This is a genomic window from Lysinibacillus sp. NPDC059133 (assembly GCF_042755925.1).
In the GTDB taxonomy this organism is placed as follows: Bacteria; Bacillota; Bacilli; order Bacillales_A; family Planococcaceae; genus Lysinibacillus.
In genome coordinates, this window is record NZ_JBHZDH010000033.1 from 19,312 (window position 1) to 35,840 (window position 16,529).

Here is a 16,529-nt window from a genome sequence, read left to right on the forward strand (position 1 = left end):
AGTTAATAAATTAGATTCCCATTAGTAGACCCCTTTGAATTACCTATCTTAGGCAGAGAGAAAATTATATATCCTAAAAATAGTATTGAATCATCAGACTCCCTATCTACTCGAGCCCCTAAAATACTTTAACTACAACAATCTATTCCTTGTCCTATTCCAGTATGATAATAATCGATATAGAAATTAAATATTTGTTTAATATTGAACATATAAAATAAAGTGAAACTTGAATCAGTGGGGTTTTACGGGTAGTTCATGCGAGGTACCGCGATGACAATGAAGCCATATCAATAATCTCCGCTTACTAGCTATCTGAGCAAAAAAAAAGACATTTGGAGTATGGCTACTCCAAATGCCCTTCACATGCATAGACCCCTATAGGCCAGTCTTGCAATTATTTTATTATTTTAGTTGTCTCTCTTTATTTGCGGATAATAAATAATCGAGTGCACTCATTCTAGTAAGTTTATGAGTAAATTTTATAGCATCTGCTTGAGAGTCAAACATAAAGTTTTCGAGTTCGTCTGTTGGTATATATTGATCAGCGATTTTTCGTTTTAGTTTTCGTACAGATAAAGTGTGTGAATCCTCTTCATATAAAATAATAGCACCCACATTACGGTAAAGCGTCTGGTCAATCGTTGCGACAATTTTCACATTTGATCCTTGAAATTCTGTTAAATCTATCTGCATGTATTTACCAACCTCCTCTAAACTTACATTCTATCTCTCTCTATCATTGTCCTTCTTTTTCAGCAGTATTTTCCGGATATTTCATCCAAAAACTCCACTCTAAACTAGGAGTTGTTGTGAGCCGATTTCATCTCTAGTTCAGCCCCATGTGAACCTGGCGCTCTTTTTAGAGAGAAAATAGCACAGCCTAAAGCACATAAAACTAAAATGGCACCGAAGCCAGCTAAATGCTTAGCAGATCCTGTAACAGCAAACATAGCACCACCAACAGCTGAACCGATGGATATACCGATTTGTAATGCAGCAGTGTTTAAACTTTGTTGAATGTCAGACGTTTTTGGATCAGTTTGTATTAAATAATTTTGTAATGGAGGTGTAAGTGCCCAGCTAAGTGCACCCCATAAAATTGTCACGACTAAAAAGAGTGGAAAAGCAACAATTGTATAAGGAATACTAAATAATACAACGGCAAATGTAGAAACAATAATTAGAATGGCTTTACCAGTACCAATTTTGTCACTTAACCAACCACCAAGAGCATTCCCACTAACAGACGCTATTCCGAAGATTAGATAACAGATACTAATCCAAGAGGCACTCATATCAAATGCTTCTACTAAAAATGGAGTTAAATATGCATAAAGCATATAATGACCAGCCAGCATAAACAGTGTTGTTAATTGTGCACTTAAGATTTTTAAATTCGCTAATGATTTAATTTGAGTCTTTAATGGGACAACTTCTACAACTGGCATTTTTTCAAGCAATAACGCAATAAGAATCATAGATATAGTTGAAAGTAGTGCTATTCCTAAGAAAATTGCTCGCCATCCAAATGCTTCTGACACAAATATCCCAATTGGCACACCGATGACAAGTGCCGAACTTACACCTATGAAAACAAGCCCTAACGCTTTTGCACGATGTCTTGGTTCAACAATTTTTGTTGCAATTGTTAAGGATAAGACGATGACCAATGCAGTACTCATCGCTGTGAAAATTCTAGCAATCATGACGATCAAGAATGTCGTACTAAAAAACGTCATAAGATTACCTAACGTAAAAATAAATAAAGAAATAAGATAAAGGCGCTTCCTTTCCACTTTTGCGGTTAATGATAAAAGGACAGGCGCAGATATTGCATAGACGAGAGCAAATATTGTAATTAATTGTCCCGCTGTTGCTAAGGACACATTTAAATCTTTTGCAATTGTTGGTAATATACCACCTACAATTAATTCCACCAATCCTACCGCAAAAGTAGTAACGGCCAGAATGTACACTCTCCAATTCATAGTTATCACCCTTCTGTTACACTTTCATTTTTGTAGGGAGATATAAAAAAAATCCTGACTACAAAAATGAAGCAAAATTTTTGTAGTCAGGATTTTATGGTTCCTGGTAGAGACCCTCAATCCATATCATTGAGGTTATACAGATCAAATATTTACGTTAGCTATATTAGCATATTGAATTTCGCATGACAACAACTTTTTATTATTTCTTTCTTGTCATCCATAAAATTAGTTCACTATAGCACTCTCAATCACGGATGTGCAACCGCCTAGCTATTAAAAAATCATATTAAAAGAAAGAAATTTCAGATTTTACTTATATTTTTTTAAGTTTGACCATACATACTAATATAACAGAACATTGCGAGGTGATTGTTTGCGTATAGTAGGTTTAGTATGCTATTTTTTATTGTTGTTTTATGGTGTAGAACCAGTAACAGAAGAGCTCTCAATCGATAAACAAGCAATCAATTCTCCCAGTCTGAGCGAACAGCAAATCCCCATAAAAGAAACGGTTGAAAATTCAACAGTTTGTGTCTATTACCCCACTTATAAAGTTTGCAAAGCATTATCAGAGAACTAAAAAAAGAGGCCACTCAGGTGCCTCTTTTTCACTGCAAGTCACAATTTATTTTACTTTGGACCAATATGGAAACGATTAAATGGATATACTGTTAATTTAGCTTCACCATAGATGGCATCTTTAGAAATCAAGCCATAATGGCGGCTATCAGAACTTCTTAAACGGTTGTCCCCGAGTACAAGATACTCACCCTCAGGTACCTTTTTTTCATTTACTAATTGCTCTAACGTGAAATTTTCTGTAATACGTAATTGCTTAGGATCATCTGTTTGACGATTCACATAATCCTCTTTATAAGCTTTGCCATTTACATACAAAACATCGTCCTTCATTTCAACTGTATCACCTGGTAGGCCAATCACTCGTTTAATATATAGCTCATCTTCTGTTGGTGATTGAAAGACAATTTGATCAAAGCGTTCAATTTTACTCATTTTACTTACAATAATAATATCCTTATCATGGTAAGTTGGGTACATAGAAGCACCTTGTACTTTAATCGGTGCAAATAAAAATTGCTTACAGCCTAAAACAACTATAGCGGTAATTACAATAATTTTAAGATAGGATATTAAATCCTTTTTGAAACTACTTGTTTTCTCTTCTTGCATGTTCATTCCCCGATACTGTTTTTTTATAGTATAACATTTTCTACAGTATATGGACGAATTAATCACATAAATTGTTCCAAGTTCATAAAAAATAGACAAAGCTACTTTTTAACTTTGCCTAGATACATTCTATTTTTTTGTTTTTCGATTATGAATGGTTACTTTGCGTAGTAGAGTGATGCGGATTAGTAAATAAGTCTACTGTTAAAACAATACCTACATGTAATGCAACTGCTAAAAAAAATGTGCCTATAATCATCACAATCACTCCCTCAATCTTCTTAACACAATTATACACGAATTTTCTGATATTTCAAACAAATGATGAAATCGATTATACCACTGCATAATTGCGTCCGGAATCGGCTTTGGGCTAACGTGATGTTGGTCACTCAGTTGTGTGTTGTTGTCGCTTCGCTTTCGCACAGATAAAACTGTGTTGCTTTCACTACAAAAGACATTTGTAACTGCCGTTTCACTTACGTTACATAAAACATTTGTACCTGTCGCTTCGCTTTCGGTACAGAAAACATTTGTAACTGCCGTTTCACTTACGTTACATAAAACATTTGCTGAAATAAGTTAAAATAAAAAAACCATTCAACTAGGCATGCACCCTACCTGAATGATTTTTTATGTTTCACATGAAAATTTTTAAGCACAATAATTGTAAGTGACGCATAGCTGAACTGACAGGATTTTTTTGAACTTTACGCTTAGGTACATAGCTTTGCATGCAATTGTTTACAGCTGTATACCTAAGCACCTGGGTCCTCCCATTCATTTATATCCCTCCCTTCATTGTCAAAAGATTTACAGCTATCACTCAAATTGTCACTAAGTATTTATTGCAAATGGGCTTTTAGTTCCGATTTGATTTTTTTTAGTTCGGCCTCTTCAGGGATGAAATACCATATGTTAGAAATCCTTTTACCATTTCCCTCTTTAAACGACAACTGCTCAATATTACCATCCATATTTTTATAAATACTTTGTAGTTGTATTAAATCCTTCATCGTAAAATTCATACGAACATTATCTCCTACTACATCAAGCATATCTGTAGCCTTTAATAATATAGAAGATGTCAACGAGGCTTTTTTCAGAACCGCTTCAATAATTTGTCGTTGGCGAATTTGACGACCGAAATCACCGCGAGGGTCTTCATAACGAATACGGGAGAAGATCAGTGCATTATCACCATCTAAAGTTATCTCACCCTTCGGGTAATGATAGGAATCATAGGTTAAATCCATGTCATTATCAATTGTTACCCCGCCAATCGTGTCGATAATTTGCAGGAAGCCTTCCATATTAACAAACACATAATAATCAATGGGTATATTTAAAAAATGCTCCACCGTATTCACCGCCATTGGAACGCCGCCAAATGCATAGGCATGGTTGATTTTATCGACGGAATTATGTCCAATAATTTCTGTACGAGTATCTCGAGGTATACTGAGCATCTTCATCGTGTGTTTTTCAGGGTTCACCGTAATGACAATCATCGTGTCAGAACGCCCACTATCATTTTTACGTTCATCCACTCCAAGCATTAAAACGGAAAACGGGTCTTTTTTCGTAACTGTTTTTTGTTCTTTATTTTCATCGCCTGTCGTTTCAATTAGTGGTGTATTTATTTTATTCATTGTTTTTTGGATAGTGTAATAAGCAGTACCTATAAAAATTAAAAAAATCGTTAATAAGCCACCTACTATCCAAAGCCAAATTTTCTTCTTGCTCTTTTTTTCCTTAGTGCGTTTCGTATTTTTTTCCATACATAAGTCCTCTCTTGCAAAATTTACCCTTCTCTTTGACGTTTTAAGTTGGAAAAAAGTTAATATAGTCTAATTATATGCATATTGGACGAAAAAAAGACGTACACTAGTATTTACAAAATAACACACACTATTCCTTTATTTGTAAATCATCCTTCGATTATTTAATGTCAGCTAATTTATGATAAAGGGACTTATATGATGCCACTATGTTTTATACACACCTAGCACTCTTTGTCCACATTCATCTCAGGACCTATTGAGGTTGCAAATTAGCCGGCCATTGCTATGACCTCGACAGAAAGGACTTTGTTTTGCTTTGCAAACTCATCCAATCATACCTAGCCTTCTATGAGATTCGTGTTCCGCGGACACACTAGCTCTTTGCTAACCTCTACTTCTGTCTTCAGGGTTCGGGACTTACACCCTATAGTCATACGCATGCCGGGCGCACAATAAAAAAACAAGAATGCTAATATGAACATTCCTGTTATATATATATTCCCAATATTATGGCTTTTGAATTCAATAGTTTTCATTTAATCTTATGCGTTTTATAGATTTATAGCGTTTTTATATACTTTAAGATGTTATCAATATTTTCTGAATTATATTCTGCCTCTGATAAAAGATAGTATCCACTTTTAGAAAAATCAATGTGACCAAGTAAACTTTTTAAATATGGAGAAATCAAAACCAAAACGCCATCATTTTCTAATAATTCCTCTGGAGATTCATACCCATGAGTAACTTCTACGTTAAAAGAACTCAAATTATTTTCTTTCAAAGAATTTTCTATACTTTTTTTTAGTCTCGTTGACCTTTTCTTCAAAAAGAATCCTTCTCTATCTAAACCTGTTGCAAATCCCCTAAACCCCATTGCTAATTTTGGATAAATATAAATCGTTTTCATTATGATCCCCCTTTGAAAAGAATTATGACCCTTTAATACTAATCATAAATTTTTCTCCAACCACTCTTTTAAGTCAGATTGAGGAAGCCCTTTATTATCCTCCATTCTATTATATCATGTATTGAACCACAGGCTTTGTTGTTTGGACACCTGTAGCTGACGCTTCGCTTTCGCTACAAAAAACATCTGTAGCTGGCGCTTCGCTTTCGCTACAAAAAACATCTGCTGAAAGAAGTACACCAAATTGTTCAACATCCTTACATTTCATTTGCAATTTGCATAACAATTTCATCAATAGTTGGGATAGCTGATGTTTTATTGGCCTCTGTCAATATACTAAAGATATACCACTTGCCACTCTTTCCTTTTACATAGCCACACAAAGCATATGTTCCAGAAATATAGCCTGTTTTAGCAGATACACTATAGCCCTTCATACGATTTTCTAAAGTTGCACCAACAAGGCTGCCCTTTTTTCCCGCATGCGGTAATGCATCTAAATAGGAGGAATACCAGGATTTACTGCGAACTTTATATAATAATAGACTTAATTGAATACTGCTTACTCGATTTTGGTGACTTAATCCTGAACCATCTTCAAAATACCATTGCTCCATATTAAGCCCCATATCACTACCATACGTACGAATCGCTTTAATGCCAGCCGACCAACTTCCTTCCCCAAGTAGCTCTCGCCCGAGTTGTTTAGTCAACATATCACCCATGCCATTAATGCTTAACTTCAAATACTTAAAGTTAATATCCTGTAATGGTTTTGAATATGAAATACCTACTCGTTGTGCATTTTCAGGTACCTTTCCAGTTTCAAGAGGCATTGTTTGGATACCTTTCGCTACTAATTTTTCTCGAAATACGTCAAGTGTATATAGCGTTGGATCATAGACAGCTACATATGTACTTTCTTTTGAACCCGCTGGTAAGTTACCCGTTACAATGATTCGATCTGTACCGTATTCTCTTGTAATTGTTACCGTACTTTTCTCGCCCTTGTTAACAACTTTTGTTTTGTTGACAACCGGAATAGTACTTGCAAACGGAACAAGCTGAACATTACCCTTAGTGCCAACCTTTGAGCCTGTCACTTTCACTTGCACAGTTGCAATATCATATTGGTCATTTGGCGAAATCGTTAATGCCGAAATGCGCGAAGCATAAGGTTGATCCTCTTCTTCAGGAACAATTCCCTTCGGTAAACGATCTGCATCAAACCAAGTATCATCCCCGATTAAGGAACCCGTAATTTTCGAGATACCCATTTCTTTCAATCCATTGGAAAACGATTCTAAATGAACAGGTAAAAGCGTTGGATCTCCCCCGCCCTGTATATAAATATTACCGTGAAGAACACCATCTTCAATTGTGCCATCGACATATGTCTTCGTAGCAAAGCGATAGTCAGGACCTAATAAATCCAAAGCAGCAGCGCTAACTAAAAGCTTAAGCGAAGATGCAGGGCGTATCATTTTATCACCATTTCTATTGTAAAGCACATCCCCTGTTTCTATATCTCGTACAGTGATGCTATACTCGTTGTTCCTCCAATTTTCCTCAATGATGCTATTCACTTTTGTTGTCATCGTGTGCTTACGAGCTCTTATATTCACAATAAAGTTGATTGACGAAAAACAGACCATTAAAATAATCATTAAAAAAATAATTTTCTTTTTCATAGACCCTCCAATTGGCAAATTTCTACTTTTCGCGCTTTTATTCCACAGAAAAAATTAGCATTTTACAATAAAACACTTTTTTTAGTTTGCAAAGAATAATATGTCATCTTTTTTATTCGACAAGAATACACTGTAATAGCTAGCTAAATCATTTCGGGAAAGGAGTTGTTTATAAATGGGTGCTAAATGGATAAAGATTTCAGTCTTATATTTAGTGATTGTTTTGGCCTTTGGACTGTTTATGCATTATACAATTCAGCTCGAATGGAAGGCGACACATGCACATATTGGTGTGATGGGTTGGCTAACAACTGGTTTTATCGGATTAATTTATTCCGTATATAAAGATGCCGCCGAGACAGGATTGGCCAAAGCACAATTTTGGTTTTACAATATCGGATTGCCGTTCCTCTTAGTCGGTATGATGATGGTCTATATAGATGTACCGCACTGGCTATTTGAGCTCTTTGTATCTGGTGGCGGTATTGCAGTAGCAATTTCGGTGCTGTTCTTTTTTGTCAATGTCTTTAAAAATGTAAAATCTTAAATAGAAAGCCCCGCTTTTTTTCTAAAAAGTGGGGCTTCTTTTATATTATTTTCCATGTAACCATTCAAATTATTATTGCAATGAATTCGCCTGCATTTGATACATTTTTTCGTAAATGCCACCCTGTGCTAATAGCTCATCATGTGTGCCACGCTCAACAATCTTACCTCGATCTAAAACAAGAATACGATCTGCATTTTTAATAGTAGAAAGTCGGTGAGCGATAATGAATGTTGTACGTCCTTTTTTCAGCACATCCATCGCATGCTGAATAATCTCCTCTGTTTCTGTATCTATATTAGAAGTAGCCTCATCTAAAATTAAAATAGCTGGGTCAAAGGCAAGGGCGCGCGCAAAGGAAATTAGCTGGCGCTGCCCAGATGACAGTGTGCTCCCCTTCTCAATAACAGGTTCATCATAGCCATCTGGCAAGTTCGCTAAAACACGTTCCCCACCAACAGCCTTTAATGAGGTTTCTATTTTTTCTCGTGAAATTTTAGGATTATTTAGGCTAACGTTCGAAGCAATAGTACCTGTAAATAAGTATGGGTCCTGTAGAACAATGCCCATATGTTCACGCATTGTTTGACGAGGAACCGAAGTGATATCGATTCCATCAATCGTAATTTTTCCTATAGATGGGTCATAGAAACGGAACAATAAGTTCATAATAGAACTTTTCCCAGATCCTGTATGACCTACTAAGGCAATTGTTTCACCTTGGTGTGCTTCAAATGATAAATTTTTCAATACGTATTCATCATTTTTATAAGCAAAGGAAACATCTTCGAACACCACATTTCCTTTATATCTAGGTAAACTTTTTTCAGATACTGTCTCTCCGTTCGTATCTAACACTTCAAAGACACGCTTTCCTGCGACTAACGAACGCTCAAGCTGAGAAAATTGATTGACGATATTTGTGATCGGATTAAATAATCGCGTTAAATAATCGACAAAGGCATATAATGTCCCCGCAGAAATAACTTCCGTTGCCGTAAATGACTGTGTACTAAAGTAAAAAATAAAGATCGTAAACATAAGAAGTCTTAATGTATTAACAAGGTTGAAAGAAGTTGCAGAATCAAGGAAAAGTAGCTTGCGTTCATATGCATAATGCTCATTATTCATGTCATCAAATTCCTTCGTCATTTGCTGCTCACGACGGAATGCTTGAATAATCGTCATTCCTTGAATCGATTCATTAATCATTGCGTTAATATCGGCAATTTTCGTTCTGATGACATCATTATATTTCGAGGCCACTTTACGGTATAAAATCATCCATAAATAAACGACTGGTACCATAGTCAATGCTAGGAGTGCCATTTTCCAATTTAAAATGAAGAGTGCGATATAAACACCCGCAATAGAAATTAAACTCGTAGCGAAGTTTGACAGTACTTGAACATATAAATTACGAACAGCCTCGGTATCATTCGTTACACGAGCTACAATTTTCCCTGCAGGTAAATTATCGAAGTACTGAATTGGCAATGTTTGAATATGCTCAAATACATCCTTACGTAATTTTTGTACAACACGGTTGGCACCCATTTGTAAATAGATATACATAAAATAGCGTAAAACAGCTGTAGCTATTGCTAAAGTTAAATAGACAAGTAATAGCCAAGTGATTGGTTTAAATTCAATGCGGCCAATTGTCATGTAGTTATCAATGATATGCTTCGCTATAAATGGCCCAACAAGCTCCGTAAAGACGGCGATTGTTAAGAAAAATAATCCAAGTAGAATCGTCTTTTTAAAATACATTGCATAGCGTGTTAAACGTTGACTCGTACTCATGAGGCACCTCCTTCAAGCTGCTGACGGTCAAATTGCTCTTTATACCATCCTTGTTGTGAAAGAAGCTGCTCATGTGTTCCCTGCTCTACAATTTGGCCTTCATCTAGCACGATAATTAAATCGGCATGCTGAATTCCTGATAAACGATGCGTGGTAATAATCGTCGTTTTGTCTTGTCGTTCCCGCTGTATATTTTCAATAATTCTTGCCTCTGTTTTTGCATCTACAGCAGAAAGCGAGTCATCAAGCATTAAAATTTCAGGGTCTTTAATAAGAGCACGCGCAATGGAAACACGTTGCTTTTGACCACCTGAAAGAGATACACCCTTTTCACCAACAAGTGTTTCAAGGCCCATCGGTAAATTTTTCAAATCTTTTTCAAAATATGCTGCACGAATCGCCTGGTGCAATTCAGCCTGTGTAGCATCTTCTTTTCCAAATAAAATATTTTCACGAATGGTACGTGAGAATAGAACATGATCCTGTGGAACATAACCAATCCAGTCGAGTAACTGCTCCTTCGTTTGTGCAGTAATATCGACTCCATCAATCGATAGATGACCTTCGCCGATTGGATACTCGCGTAATAATTGTCGCAGGAAGGTCGTTTTTCCCGCTCCGGTTTTACCAACAATCCCAAGTGTTTGCCCCTTTTTCAATGACAACGAAATTTCCTGGAGGTTTTTCACTTGACTCATCGGATATTGAAATGTTAAATCATCAAAGCCAATCGCATTCGGTGTCATAATCGTTCGTGGATTCGCAATATTCCGAACATCCGCCTCATAGTTTAGCGTTTCTTGTACACGATCAAGAGAAGCGTTACCTTGCTGCATCACATTGATAAGTTCCCCAATTGCAAATATTGGCCAAACTGCTAGCCCCAAGTAAACATTGAACGTTACAAGCTGCCCAACTGTCATAGCCTCAGTTGCTACTAAATGAGCACCGTAGCCAAGCGCTACCACATAACTAATCCCAGTACCGACCTTGGTAATCGGTCCAAATAATGCGTTAATTTTCGCGGTATGCATATTTTTTTCATAGACAATCTCGCTCATCTCTGCAAAATTTGTTTCGTCTTTTTTTTCTTGTACGTATGCCCGTACAACTCGCACACCTGCAACCGACTCTAGAACACTATCATTCAGTTCTCCAAAAGCATCCTGCGCCTTCATATACCGTTCATGCACTATTTTCCCTAAATATTGAATAAGGATAGCCATGATTGGCACCGGCAGCATTGCAAAAAAAGTAAGCTTCCACGAAATCATAAAACCCATGGCAAAAATAATAAAGCCCATGTAGATGGTGGAATCAACCAATGTCATAATCCCGAAACCAGCAGTCAACGACACTGCGTTTAAATCATTGGTCGCACGTGCCATTAAATCCCCGGTACGATTTTTTTCATAAAACGTTGGTGTCATGCGCAAAAAATGCTGCATAAGGTTTCGACGTAAAATTTTCTCTAGGTTAATAGCCCCTTCGAATAATCTGAATTGCCACACAAAATTAAGGACATAACCCCCAATAATGATACACACAAAAATCAAAATATACTTCGTTAAAAGGGCTGGTGTCATTTCTCCAGCAGTCAACATGTCAATAATTGACCCTAGTAAATACGGTGGAACAACTTCTAAGCCACTCGCAATCATTAATAGCACGACGGCTATAGAATATTGCTTCCAGTATTTCTTAAAAAACCAGCCTAATTTACTTAAAACATCAAACATACGTTATAACCTTCTTTCTCTAGTGCTGTTAAAGCTTTGCTACCCACTATCCAGAAATACCTTGTTGAAAATCATTTTTTGTACTTTGTTTCGCATACACATGCACTCCTTTTTCATTGTCACTACAACCCTTTTTTGCAACAAAAAAAGACACATACCCCAAAAAAGAGCATGTGTCTCTTCATAAAAGGCCAGGAGTTACCCATGCCCTTTATTTGCAACGCAAAATAAAAAAGTTAGAAGACATGGACAATGTATGCAGTTGTGCTTTGATATGATACTGATAAAATTAACATCGTCATGCCCTCCTCTACTTAAGATTGTTATAGTGTTCTTGAAGATTATCACACTTTAGAAATATTTGTCAACCAACTCACTGTTATTTTTTACGTTTTTCAGGAAATAATTAACGCTTTAAAGCAATGAATTACTACAATTACAATCTTGGAACAAAGTAAACTCGGCACCTTAAATTTAGAATTTCAAACCTATAACTTTTTGTATTGACTTTAACGCAACGTAAGCCTTTATGGTTAGTTTGTATGAACCTAAAGGAGGAAATAAACATGAATGAATTTTATCAAATGCCCTTATTCGTAAAGCTAAAAGTAAGCAATATTGAAAAATCAAAGTATTGGTATGCAAATATACTCAATTTCAATTCAGTATTTGATTTTCCAGATGCGAACGGAACAACTTCCATGACACATTTGAGAGGAGCCAAGTATCAAGATTTAATGTTATTAAAGGATGAAGAAGTCAGCACTTCTAACTCTGTCATTATTAATGTATTCTCTAATAATATTCATAGTATTTATCTGGCTGCACTAGAAAATAAAACGAAAATCATTCAACAGCCGACAGTTCAACCATGGAATGCAAAAGAATTAACGATAGAAGATCCAGATGGCTATGTTTTTACAATAACTGAAAGTGTCGATTCCAATAAAGACTTTGATACTGTCATTGACAATGTTAAAAATCAATCATAGATTCCTCTATTTCAGCGGATGTTTGGAAACCCGCTGAAAAGTTCTGGAAGACCCTGTCGAACAAAGCTAGTTCGATAGGGTCCAAATCAATTTATCGGAACAATTTCCAGATTTATCAGAACAACATCGAGATTTATCGGAACAATTTCAAGGTTTATCGCCCTAATTTCTAAATTTATCGCCTAACTTTTTAAATTTATCACCCAACTTTTTAAATTTATCGCCTAACTTTTTTAATTTATCACCCAACTTAAATTTAACGCCTAACTATTATCTAAAATGGGTATCTCATGATACACTTTTTAATATAGACATTTTAGTAAGGAGTCTTTACTTTGAAATCATTTTTAGCTGTTGGAATCGGCGGATTTTTTGGTGCCATCTGTCGATATAACCTTGGTCTAGCACTTTCAAATAACGGTGGTTTTCCATTTGCGACACTTTGCATAAACTTAATTGGTTGCTTTTGTTTAGCATGGCTATTTACAACGTTTACAAAACGTACGCCTATTATTTTAGGAATTGGTACTGGCTTTTTTGGTGCCTTTACAACCTTTTCGACATTCTCGTTAGAAACGCTATTACTTTTGCAGGATAATAAATGGCTACAAGCGGTTCTTTATATTTTAGTGAGTGTTTTTGGCGGTTTAGCTTGTGCATGGCTAGGATTTAAACTAGCTAAGGGGCGCTTCGTATGATAATTATTGGTATCGGTGGATTTTTGGGTGCACTAACAAGATTTTATCTAGGAAAATTGATTGTCCATACATACCCATGGGCAACATTTTTTATTAATATAACGGGTTCTTTTGCACTTGGCTTTCTATTTGCATTACATCCAAGTGATTGGATTTGGCATTTTATAGGGCTTGGTTTTTTAGGAGCCTATACGACCTTTTCAACATTTGGTTTTGAATGTTTGCAACTTTTAGAGCAGAAAAAATGGAGACAAGCGATTATTTATATATGCACTACAGTTTTATTCGGTTTACTTTTCGCGGCACTTGGCTTTGTCCTTGTGTAGCAGCATTTATGAAAAACTAGAGGTGATTTTTTGACACAGCCGTCCATTGAACAATTACAAGCGCTCGAAGCAGAAATTGAACAAACATTATATACTTTAATCGACTTAGAACTAGAAGAAAACTTTCCAGAAATGAATACCCGCTTTGCACAATTACTTGCAAAGGTTCAGGCTGCTCAGTTAATTGATTATAAACTTGACGTCCTCGTTGATCCTCAAGGTTTGGCAACAGAAACATGCACTCTACTACAAAGTTTAATAGAGGCAAAAGCTAGACCACAAAAAAGACAACGACTTTTAACACACCGTATGATTTTAAAAATATGGCTACGTAAAAATCAACGCTTTATGACGGAATTTTTACCACAAATGTTTTAGGCGCCTCTCGATGTTTCAAGGGCGCCTCCTTCTAAAGTTGCAATTGTTGCAACACTTCTTTTATTTTCCCTTCAATTGTTAAATCAAATTGTACTGTATGCTGCGCAATATCTAAATTAATATAAGCAGTTTTTCCTTTTGTCATCATTGGTAGTTGGTTGACAGGATACACTTCGAGACTCGTACCGATGACAAGGACAAGCTCTGCCGCTCTAATAGCTTCCATCGCATTGTTCCAGCTTACTTGGGGTAAGTTTTCTCCAAAAAGGACTACATTTGGGCGTAGTTTACCATCACAATGTGCACAACTCTCTTTGCGTAAGAAGCTTTCCATTGAAGCAGCTTTCTCGCACCGATGACAGCGAATGGAGCGTATCGAGCCATGTAACTCTTCGACCCTTTGACTTCCTGCCAGCTGATGAAAACCATCAACATTTTGCGTGGCAACTAACGATACGATTCCCCGCTTTTCCCAATCAGCTAAAATTTGATGACCTTCATGTGGTACCACCTTTTCCAAATTTTCTATTCGCATTTTATAAAACTCATGAAACAATGAATAATTTTGTGCCAATGCCCTGTTAAAATGACCACGCTGTTTGAGGATTGTAACCAGTCACTTAAAAGTTCAATTGTCATGTTTTCCTCCTCCATCCATGGCATCATCATAAGGTGTATAGGTCATAGTAGGGACTTTCTTTTTCACAAAAACGCGATATATTGCACGAACCAAAATGCTTGAAAAAATCAGACTTACAATAAGCGCTACGCTATTCCCAATATTCATTCCACCCGATCCTTTCTCTCCGTTTAGTTAGTAAATATTCTCCTATTTTGTGAGTGTATTTCCTACTAATGTAGGCTACCAACTCTCTACTATTTATATTGTCAGCCAACATTGGACATGCCCAAATTGTTAACATAATTATCCCAATATACTCTACATACAAGTGTAAATGTTTTTTAAAATAATAAAATCTTGCATTTATTTTGGAAGACCTATTTAGAAAACTACTTATTAATCCTTAATACTTCGACAACAAATCAGTTTTTCCTGTAGTTCGGTGCAGCTATTTCTCCCCTACTTTCCGTCGACGCTAATTCTATCCGTCGCTCCGAGTCTTCTATCCGTCGTTGAGATCCTACTTTCCGTCGACGCTAATTCTATCCGTCGCCTCGAGTTTTCTTTCCGTCGGTGCCTAAGTTCTTTCCGTCGCTCCAAGTCTTCTATCCGTCGTTGAGACCTTGCTTTCCGTCGACGCTAATTCTATCCGTCGCCTTGGGATTTCTATCCGTCGGTGCCTGGATTCTATCCGTCGTTGAGATCCTACTTTCCGTCGACGCTAATTCTATCCGTCGCCTCGAGTTTTCTTTCCGTCGGTGCCTGAGTTCTTTCCGTCGCTCCAAGTCTTCTATCCGTCGTTGAAATCCTACTTTCCGTCGACGCTAATTCTATCCGTCGCCTTGGGATTTCTATCCGTCGATGAGGACTTGCTTTCCTTCGGTGTCGGAGTTCTTTCCATCGCTCTGAGACTCCTATCCCGCGGTCATAAAAAAACAGCTGAAATGCTTCAGCTGTTCTATCTCATATATGCTTTGATTTTAATCGTAGGTTTTTCCACATATGATAGTAAACTCCACCGGAAGTCATCACTGCTGGAATAGTAAAAATAAAGGAATATTCAAATCCTTGCTCTGCAATGTGTTGAATTGTCCCAGAAGCAAATGTCATAAATGCCCATAATACCATAGTTATAGCAAGAGCAATTAATGCTGCTAGATTTACAGGCTTCGCAAGACGAGCTAATTTATCAATTGAGGACTCAGCATCACTATAAATAGGTGTTGTTTCTGGAGCTGCTTTAAAAATATGCATATCAGTGCTTGAGCATACATGTGTCCAGCCACCGTAAGCAAATAGCTCAAAATACTCCTCTTCTTCATCCTTCGGTAATTTACGATAATCAATACTAAAAATGACGTCTTCTGGTTCACCTTTCTCTAGCCCATAGCCAGAACATCGAAATCTTTTTAAATGCCACCCTTTTGCCGCTTTTTCACTTAATTCTTTCATATCGCGCTCCTCAAAAAAAGCTAAACCATATGATGCCATATATCTCTTATTTCGCACTATTTTTGCCCCCTTTGTAGTCCCTGCTCTGCCAACTGAATCATGACCTTTCTTCTTTCAATATCTTCGAGCAATATTTCTCGACCTTTATCCGTTAAGACATAGACCTTTCTCCGAGAATCCGAATCATCGTGTAGCTGAATTAGCTGTTCAGCTACTAGTTTTTTTATAATTGTATAAAGGGATGCTGGACCTACTACGAAAGCACCCTCCGTCGTCTCCTCAATTAAACTCATGATCGCATAGCCATGTCGTGGTTCCGTTAAGGCAGCCATAATATAAAAAACAGAATCTGTTAACTGCTCTAATGATTTCATTGTCTACACCTCCAATATATCACAA

The 16,529-nt window shown here is 36.7% G+C and carries 18 protein-coding genes and 1 riboswitch; of the genes, 5 read left to right on the forward strand and 13 right to left on the reverse strand.

Annotated elements, in window-relative coordinates; genetic code table 11:
• Positions 1-405 precede the first annotated feature (405 nt).
• From ACFXN8_RS16710 to dacB, 7 genes are all read right to left on the reverse strand, one after another.
• On the reverse strand, positions 406-696 hold the full coding sequence (locus ACFXN8_RS16710; RefSeq protein ID WP_376077661.1) for a hypothetical protein: 291 nt from the start codon (positions 694-696) through the stop codon (positions 406-408).
• Positions 697-800: 104 nt separating this feature from the next.
• On the reverse strand, positions 801-1,991 hold the full coding sequence (locus ACFXN8_RS16715) for an MFS transporter (RefSeq protein WP_376077662.1): 1,191 nt from the start codon (positions 1,989-1,991) through the stop codon (positions 801-803).
• Between the two features lie 63 nt (positions 1,992-2,054).
• A riboswitch (purine riboswitch) is annotated at positions 2,055-2,154 on the reverse strand.
• Positions 2,155-2,624: 470 nt separating this feature from the next.
• On the reverse strand, positions 2,625-3,185 hold the full coding sequence (gene lepB / locus ACFXN8_RS16720) for a signal peptidase I (protein ID WP_376077702.1): 561 nt from the start codon (positions 3,183-3,185) through the stop codon (positions 2,625-2,627).
• Between the two features lie 148 nt (positions 3,186-3,333).
• The gene (locus ACFXN8_RS16725; RefSeq protein WP_376077665.1) at positions 3,334-3,444 is read right to left on the reverse strand and encodes a transcriptional regulator; all 111 of its coding nucleotides are present in this window, start codon (positions 3,442-3,444) and stop codon (positions 3,334-3,336) included.
• A gap of 586 nt (positions 3,445-4,030) precedes the next feature.
• Positions 4,031-4,966 carry an LCP family glycopolymer transferase gene (locus ACFXN8_RS16730; RefSeq protein ID WP_386846648.1) on the reverse strand — a complete coding sequence of 312 codons (936 nt, stop codon included), beginning with the start codon at positions 4,964-4,966 and terminating at the stop codon, positions 4,031-4,033.
• 562 nt (positions 4,967-5,528) lie between these two features.
• Positions 5,529-5,879: a hypothetical protein gene (locus ACFXN8_RS16735; RefSeq protein WP_386846650.1), complete on the reverse strand. Its 351-nt coding sequence runs from the start codon at positions 5,877-5,879 to the stop codon at positions 5,529-5,531.
• Between the two features lie 257 nt (positions 5,880-6,136).
• A complete protein-coding gene (gene dacB, locus ACFXN8_RS16740; RefSeq protein WP_386846652.1) occupies positions 6,137-7,570 on the reverse strand; it encodes a D-alanyl-D-alanine carboxypeptidase/D-alanyl-D-alanine endopeptidase in 1,434 nt (477 codons plus the stop codon).
• Between the two features lie 175 nt (positions 7,571-7,745).
• On the opposite strand from dacB, the gene ACFXN8_RS16745 reads away from it, so the two are divergent.
• Positions 7,746-8,117, forward strand: a complete 372-nt coding sequence (locus tag ACFXN8_RS16745; protein WP_376077679.1) for a hypothetical protein — start codon at positions 7,746-7,748, stop codon at positions 8,115-8,117.
• A gap of 72 nt (positions 8,118-8,189) precedes the next feature.
• On the opposite strand, the gene ACFXN8_RS16750 is transcribed toward ACFXN8_RS16745, so the two are convergent.
• Together ACFXN8_RS16750 and ACFXN8_RS16755 are read right to left on the reverse strand one after the other, a co-directional pair.
• Positions 8,190-9,923 carry an ABC transporter ATP-binding protein gene (locus ACFXN8_RS16750; RefSeq protein ID WP_376077682.1) on the reverse strand — a complete coding sequence of 578 codons (1,734 nt, stop codon included), beginning with the start codon at positions 9,921-9,923 and terminating at the stop codon, positions 8,190-8,192.
• Positions 9,920-11,662 carry an ABC transporter ATP-binding protein gene (locus tag ACFXN8_RS16755; protein ID WP_376077684.1) on the reverse strand — a complete coding sequence of 581 codons (1,743 nt, stop codon included), beginning with the start codon at positions 11,660-11,662 and terminating at the stop codon, positions 9,920-9,922. Before ACFXN8_RS16755 ends, ACFXN8_RS16750 begins: the two co-directional genes overlap by 4 nt.
• Before the next feature lie 566 nt (positions 11,663-12,228).
• On the opposite strand from ACFXN8_RS16755, the gene ACFXN8_RS16760 reads away from it, so the two are divergent.
• The 4 genes from ACFXN8_RS16760 (at position 12,229) to ACFXN8_RS16775 (ending at position 14,056) form a co-directional block, all read left to right on the forward strand.
• Positions 12,229-12,654: a VOC family protein gene (locus ACFXN8_RS16760; RefSeq protein ID WP_386846656.1), complete on the forward strand. Its 426-nt coding sequence runs from the start codon at positions 12,229-12,231 to the stop codon at positions 12,652-12,654.
• A 335-nt stretch (positions 12,655-12,989) separates the two neighbouring features.
• Positions 12,990-13,352: a fluoride efflux transporter CrcB gene (gene crcB, locus ACFXN8_RS16765; RefSeq protein WP_386846658.1), complete on the forward strand. Its 363-nt coding sequence runs from the start codon at positions 12,990-12,992 to the stop codon at positions 13,350-13,352.
• Positions 13,349-13,678 carry a fluoride efflux transporter CrcB gene (crcB, locus tag ACFXN8_RS16770; protein ID WP_376077691.1) on the forward strand — a complete coding sequence of 110 codons (330 nt, stop codon included), beginning with the start codon at positions 13,349-13,351 and terminating at the stop codon, positions 13,676-13,678. The genes crcB (ACFXN8_RS16765) and crcB (ACFXN8_RS16770) overlap by 4 nt, the downstream gene beginning before the upstream one ends.
• A 30-nt stretch (positions 13,679-13,708) precedes the next feature.
• On the forward strand, positions 13,709-14,056 hold the full coding sequence (locus ACFXN8_RS16775) for a hypothetical protein (RefSeq protein ID WP_197143467.1): 348 nt from the start codon (positions 13,709-13,711) through the stop codon (positions 14,054-14,056).
• A gap of 31 nt (positions 14,057-14,087) precedes the next feature.
• Here ACFXN8_RS16775 and ACFXN8_RS16780 read toward each other — a convergent pair whose 3' ends face one another.
• The 4 genes from ACFXN8_RS16780 to ACFXN8_RS16795 form a co-directional block, all read right to left on the reverse strand.
• Entirely contained in the window at positions 14,088-14,591 is a 504-nt protein-coding gene (locus tag ACFXN8_RS16780; protein WP_386846660.1) for an SIR2 family NAD-dependent protein deacylase, read from the reverse strand.
• 93 nt (positions 14,592-14,684) lie between these two features.
• On the reverse strand, positions 14,685-14,843 hold the full coding sequence (locus ACFXN8_RS16785) for a DUF3951 domain-containing protein (protein ID WP_197143465.1): 159 nt from the start codon (positions 14,841-14,843) through the stop codon (positions 14,685-14,687).
• A 798-nt stretch (positions 14,844-15,641) separates the two neighbouring features.
• Positions 15,642-16,187, reverse strand: coding sequence for a DUF2812 domain-containing protein (locus ACFXN8_RS16790; protein ID WP_386846663.1), 546 nt, complete (start codon positions 16,185-16,187; stop codon positions 15,642-15,644).
• Positions 16,187-16,504: a PadR family transcriptional regulator gene (locus ACFXN8_RS16795; protein WP_376071208.1), complete on the reverse strand. Its 318-nt coding sequence runs from the start codon at positions 16,502-16,504 to the stop codon at positions 16,187-16,189. The genes ACFXN8_RS16790 and ACFXN8_RS16795 overlap by 1 nt, the downstream gene beginning before the upstream one ends.
• Between the last annotated feature and the right edge of the window lie 25 nt (positions 16,505-16,529).

Coding starts and splice junctions, on each gene's coding strand:
- ACFXN8_RS16755 (WP_376077684.1), bottom strand. CDS start 11,662: ATGTTTGATGTTTTAAGTAAATTAGGCTGGTTTTTTAAGAAATACTGG.
- ACFXN8_RS16795 (WP_376071208.1), bottom strand. CDS start 16,504: ATGAAATCATTAGAGCAGTTAACAGATTCTGTTTTTTATATTATGGCT.
- crcB (WP_376077691.1), top strand. CDS start 13,349: ATGATAATTATTGGTATCGGTGGATTTTTGGGTGCACTAACAAGATTT.
- ACFXN8_RS16750 (WP_376077682.1), bottom strand. CDS start 9,923: ATGAGTACGAGTCAACGTTTAACACGCTATGCAATGTATTTTAAAAAG.
- ACFXN8_RS16760 (WP_386846656.1), top strand. CDS start 12,229: ATGAATGAATTTTATCAAATGCCCTTATTCGTAAAGCTAAAAGTAAGC.
- ACFXN8_RS16725 (WP_376077665.1), bottom strand. CDS start 3,444: ATGATTATAGGCACATTTTTTTTAGCAGTTGCATTACATGTAGGTATT.
- ACFXN8_RS16785 (WP_197143465.1), bottom strand. CDS start 14,843: ATGAATATTGGGAATAGCGTAGCGCTTATTGTAAGTCTGATTTTTTCA.
- ACFXN8_RS16745 (WP_376077679.1), top strand. CDS start 7,746: ATGGGTGCTAAATGGATAAAGATTTCAGTCTTATATTTAGTGATTGTT.
- ACFXN8_RS16710 (WP_376077661.1), bottom strand. CDS start 696: ATGCAGATAGATTTAACAGAATTTCAAGGATCAAATGTGAAAATTGTC.
- lepB (WP_376077702.1), bottom strand. CDS start 3,185: ATGCAAGAAGAGAAAACAAGTAGTTTCAAAAAGGATTTAATATCCTAT.
- ACFXN8_RS16780 (WP_386846660.1), bottom strand. CDS start 14,591: ATGCGAATAGAAAATTTGGAAAAGGTGGTACCACATGAAGGTCATCAA.
- ACFXN8_RS16735 (WP_386846650.1), bottom strand. CDS start 5,879: ATGAAAACGATTTATATTTATCCAAAATTAGCAATGGGGTTTAGGGGA.
- ACFXN8_RS16715 (WP_376077662.1), bottom strand. CDS start 1,991: ATGAATTGGAGAGTGTACATTCTGGCCGTTACTACTTTTGCGGTAGGA.
- ACFXN8_RS16730 (WP_386846648.1), bottom strand. CDS start 4,966: ATGGAAAAAAATACGAAACGCACTAAGGAAAAAAAGAGCAAGAAGAAA.
- dacB (WP_386846652.1), bottom strand. CDS start 7,570: ATGAAAAAGAAAATTATTTTTTTAATGATTATTTTAATGGTCTGTTTT.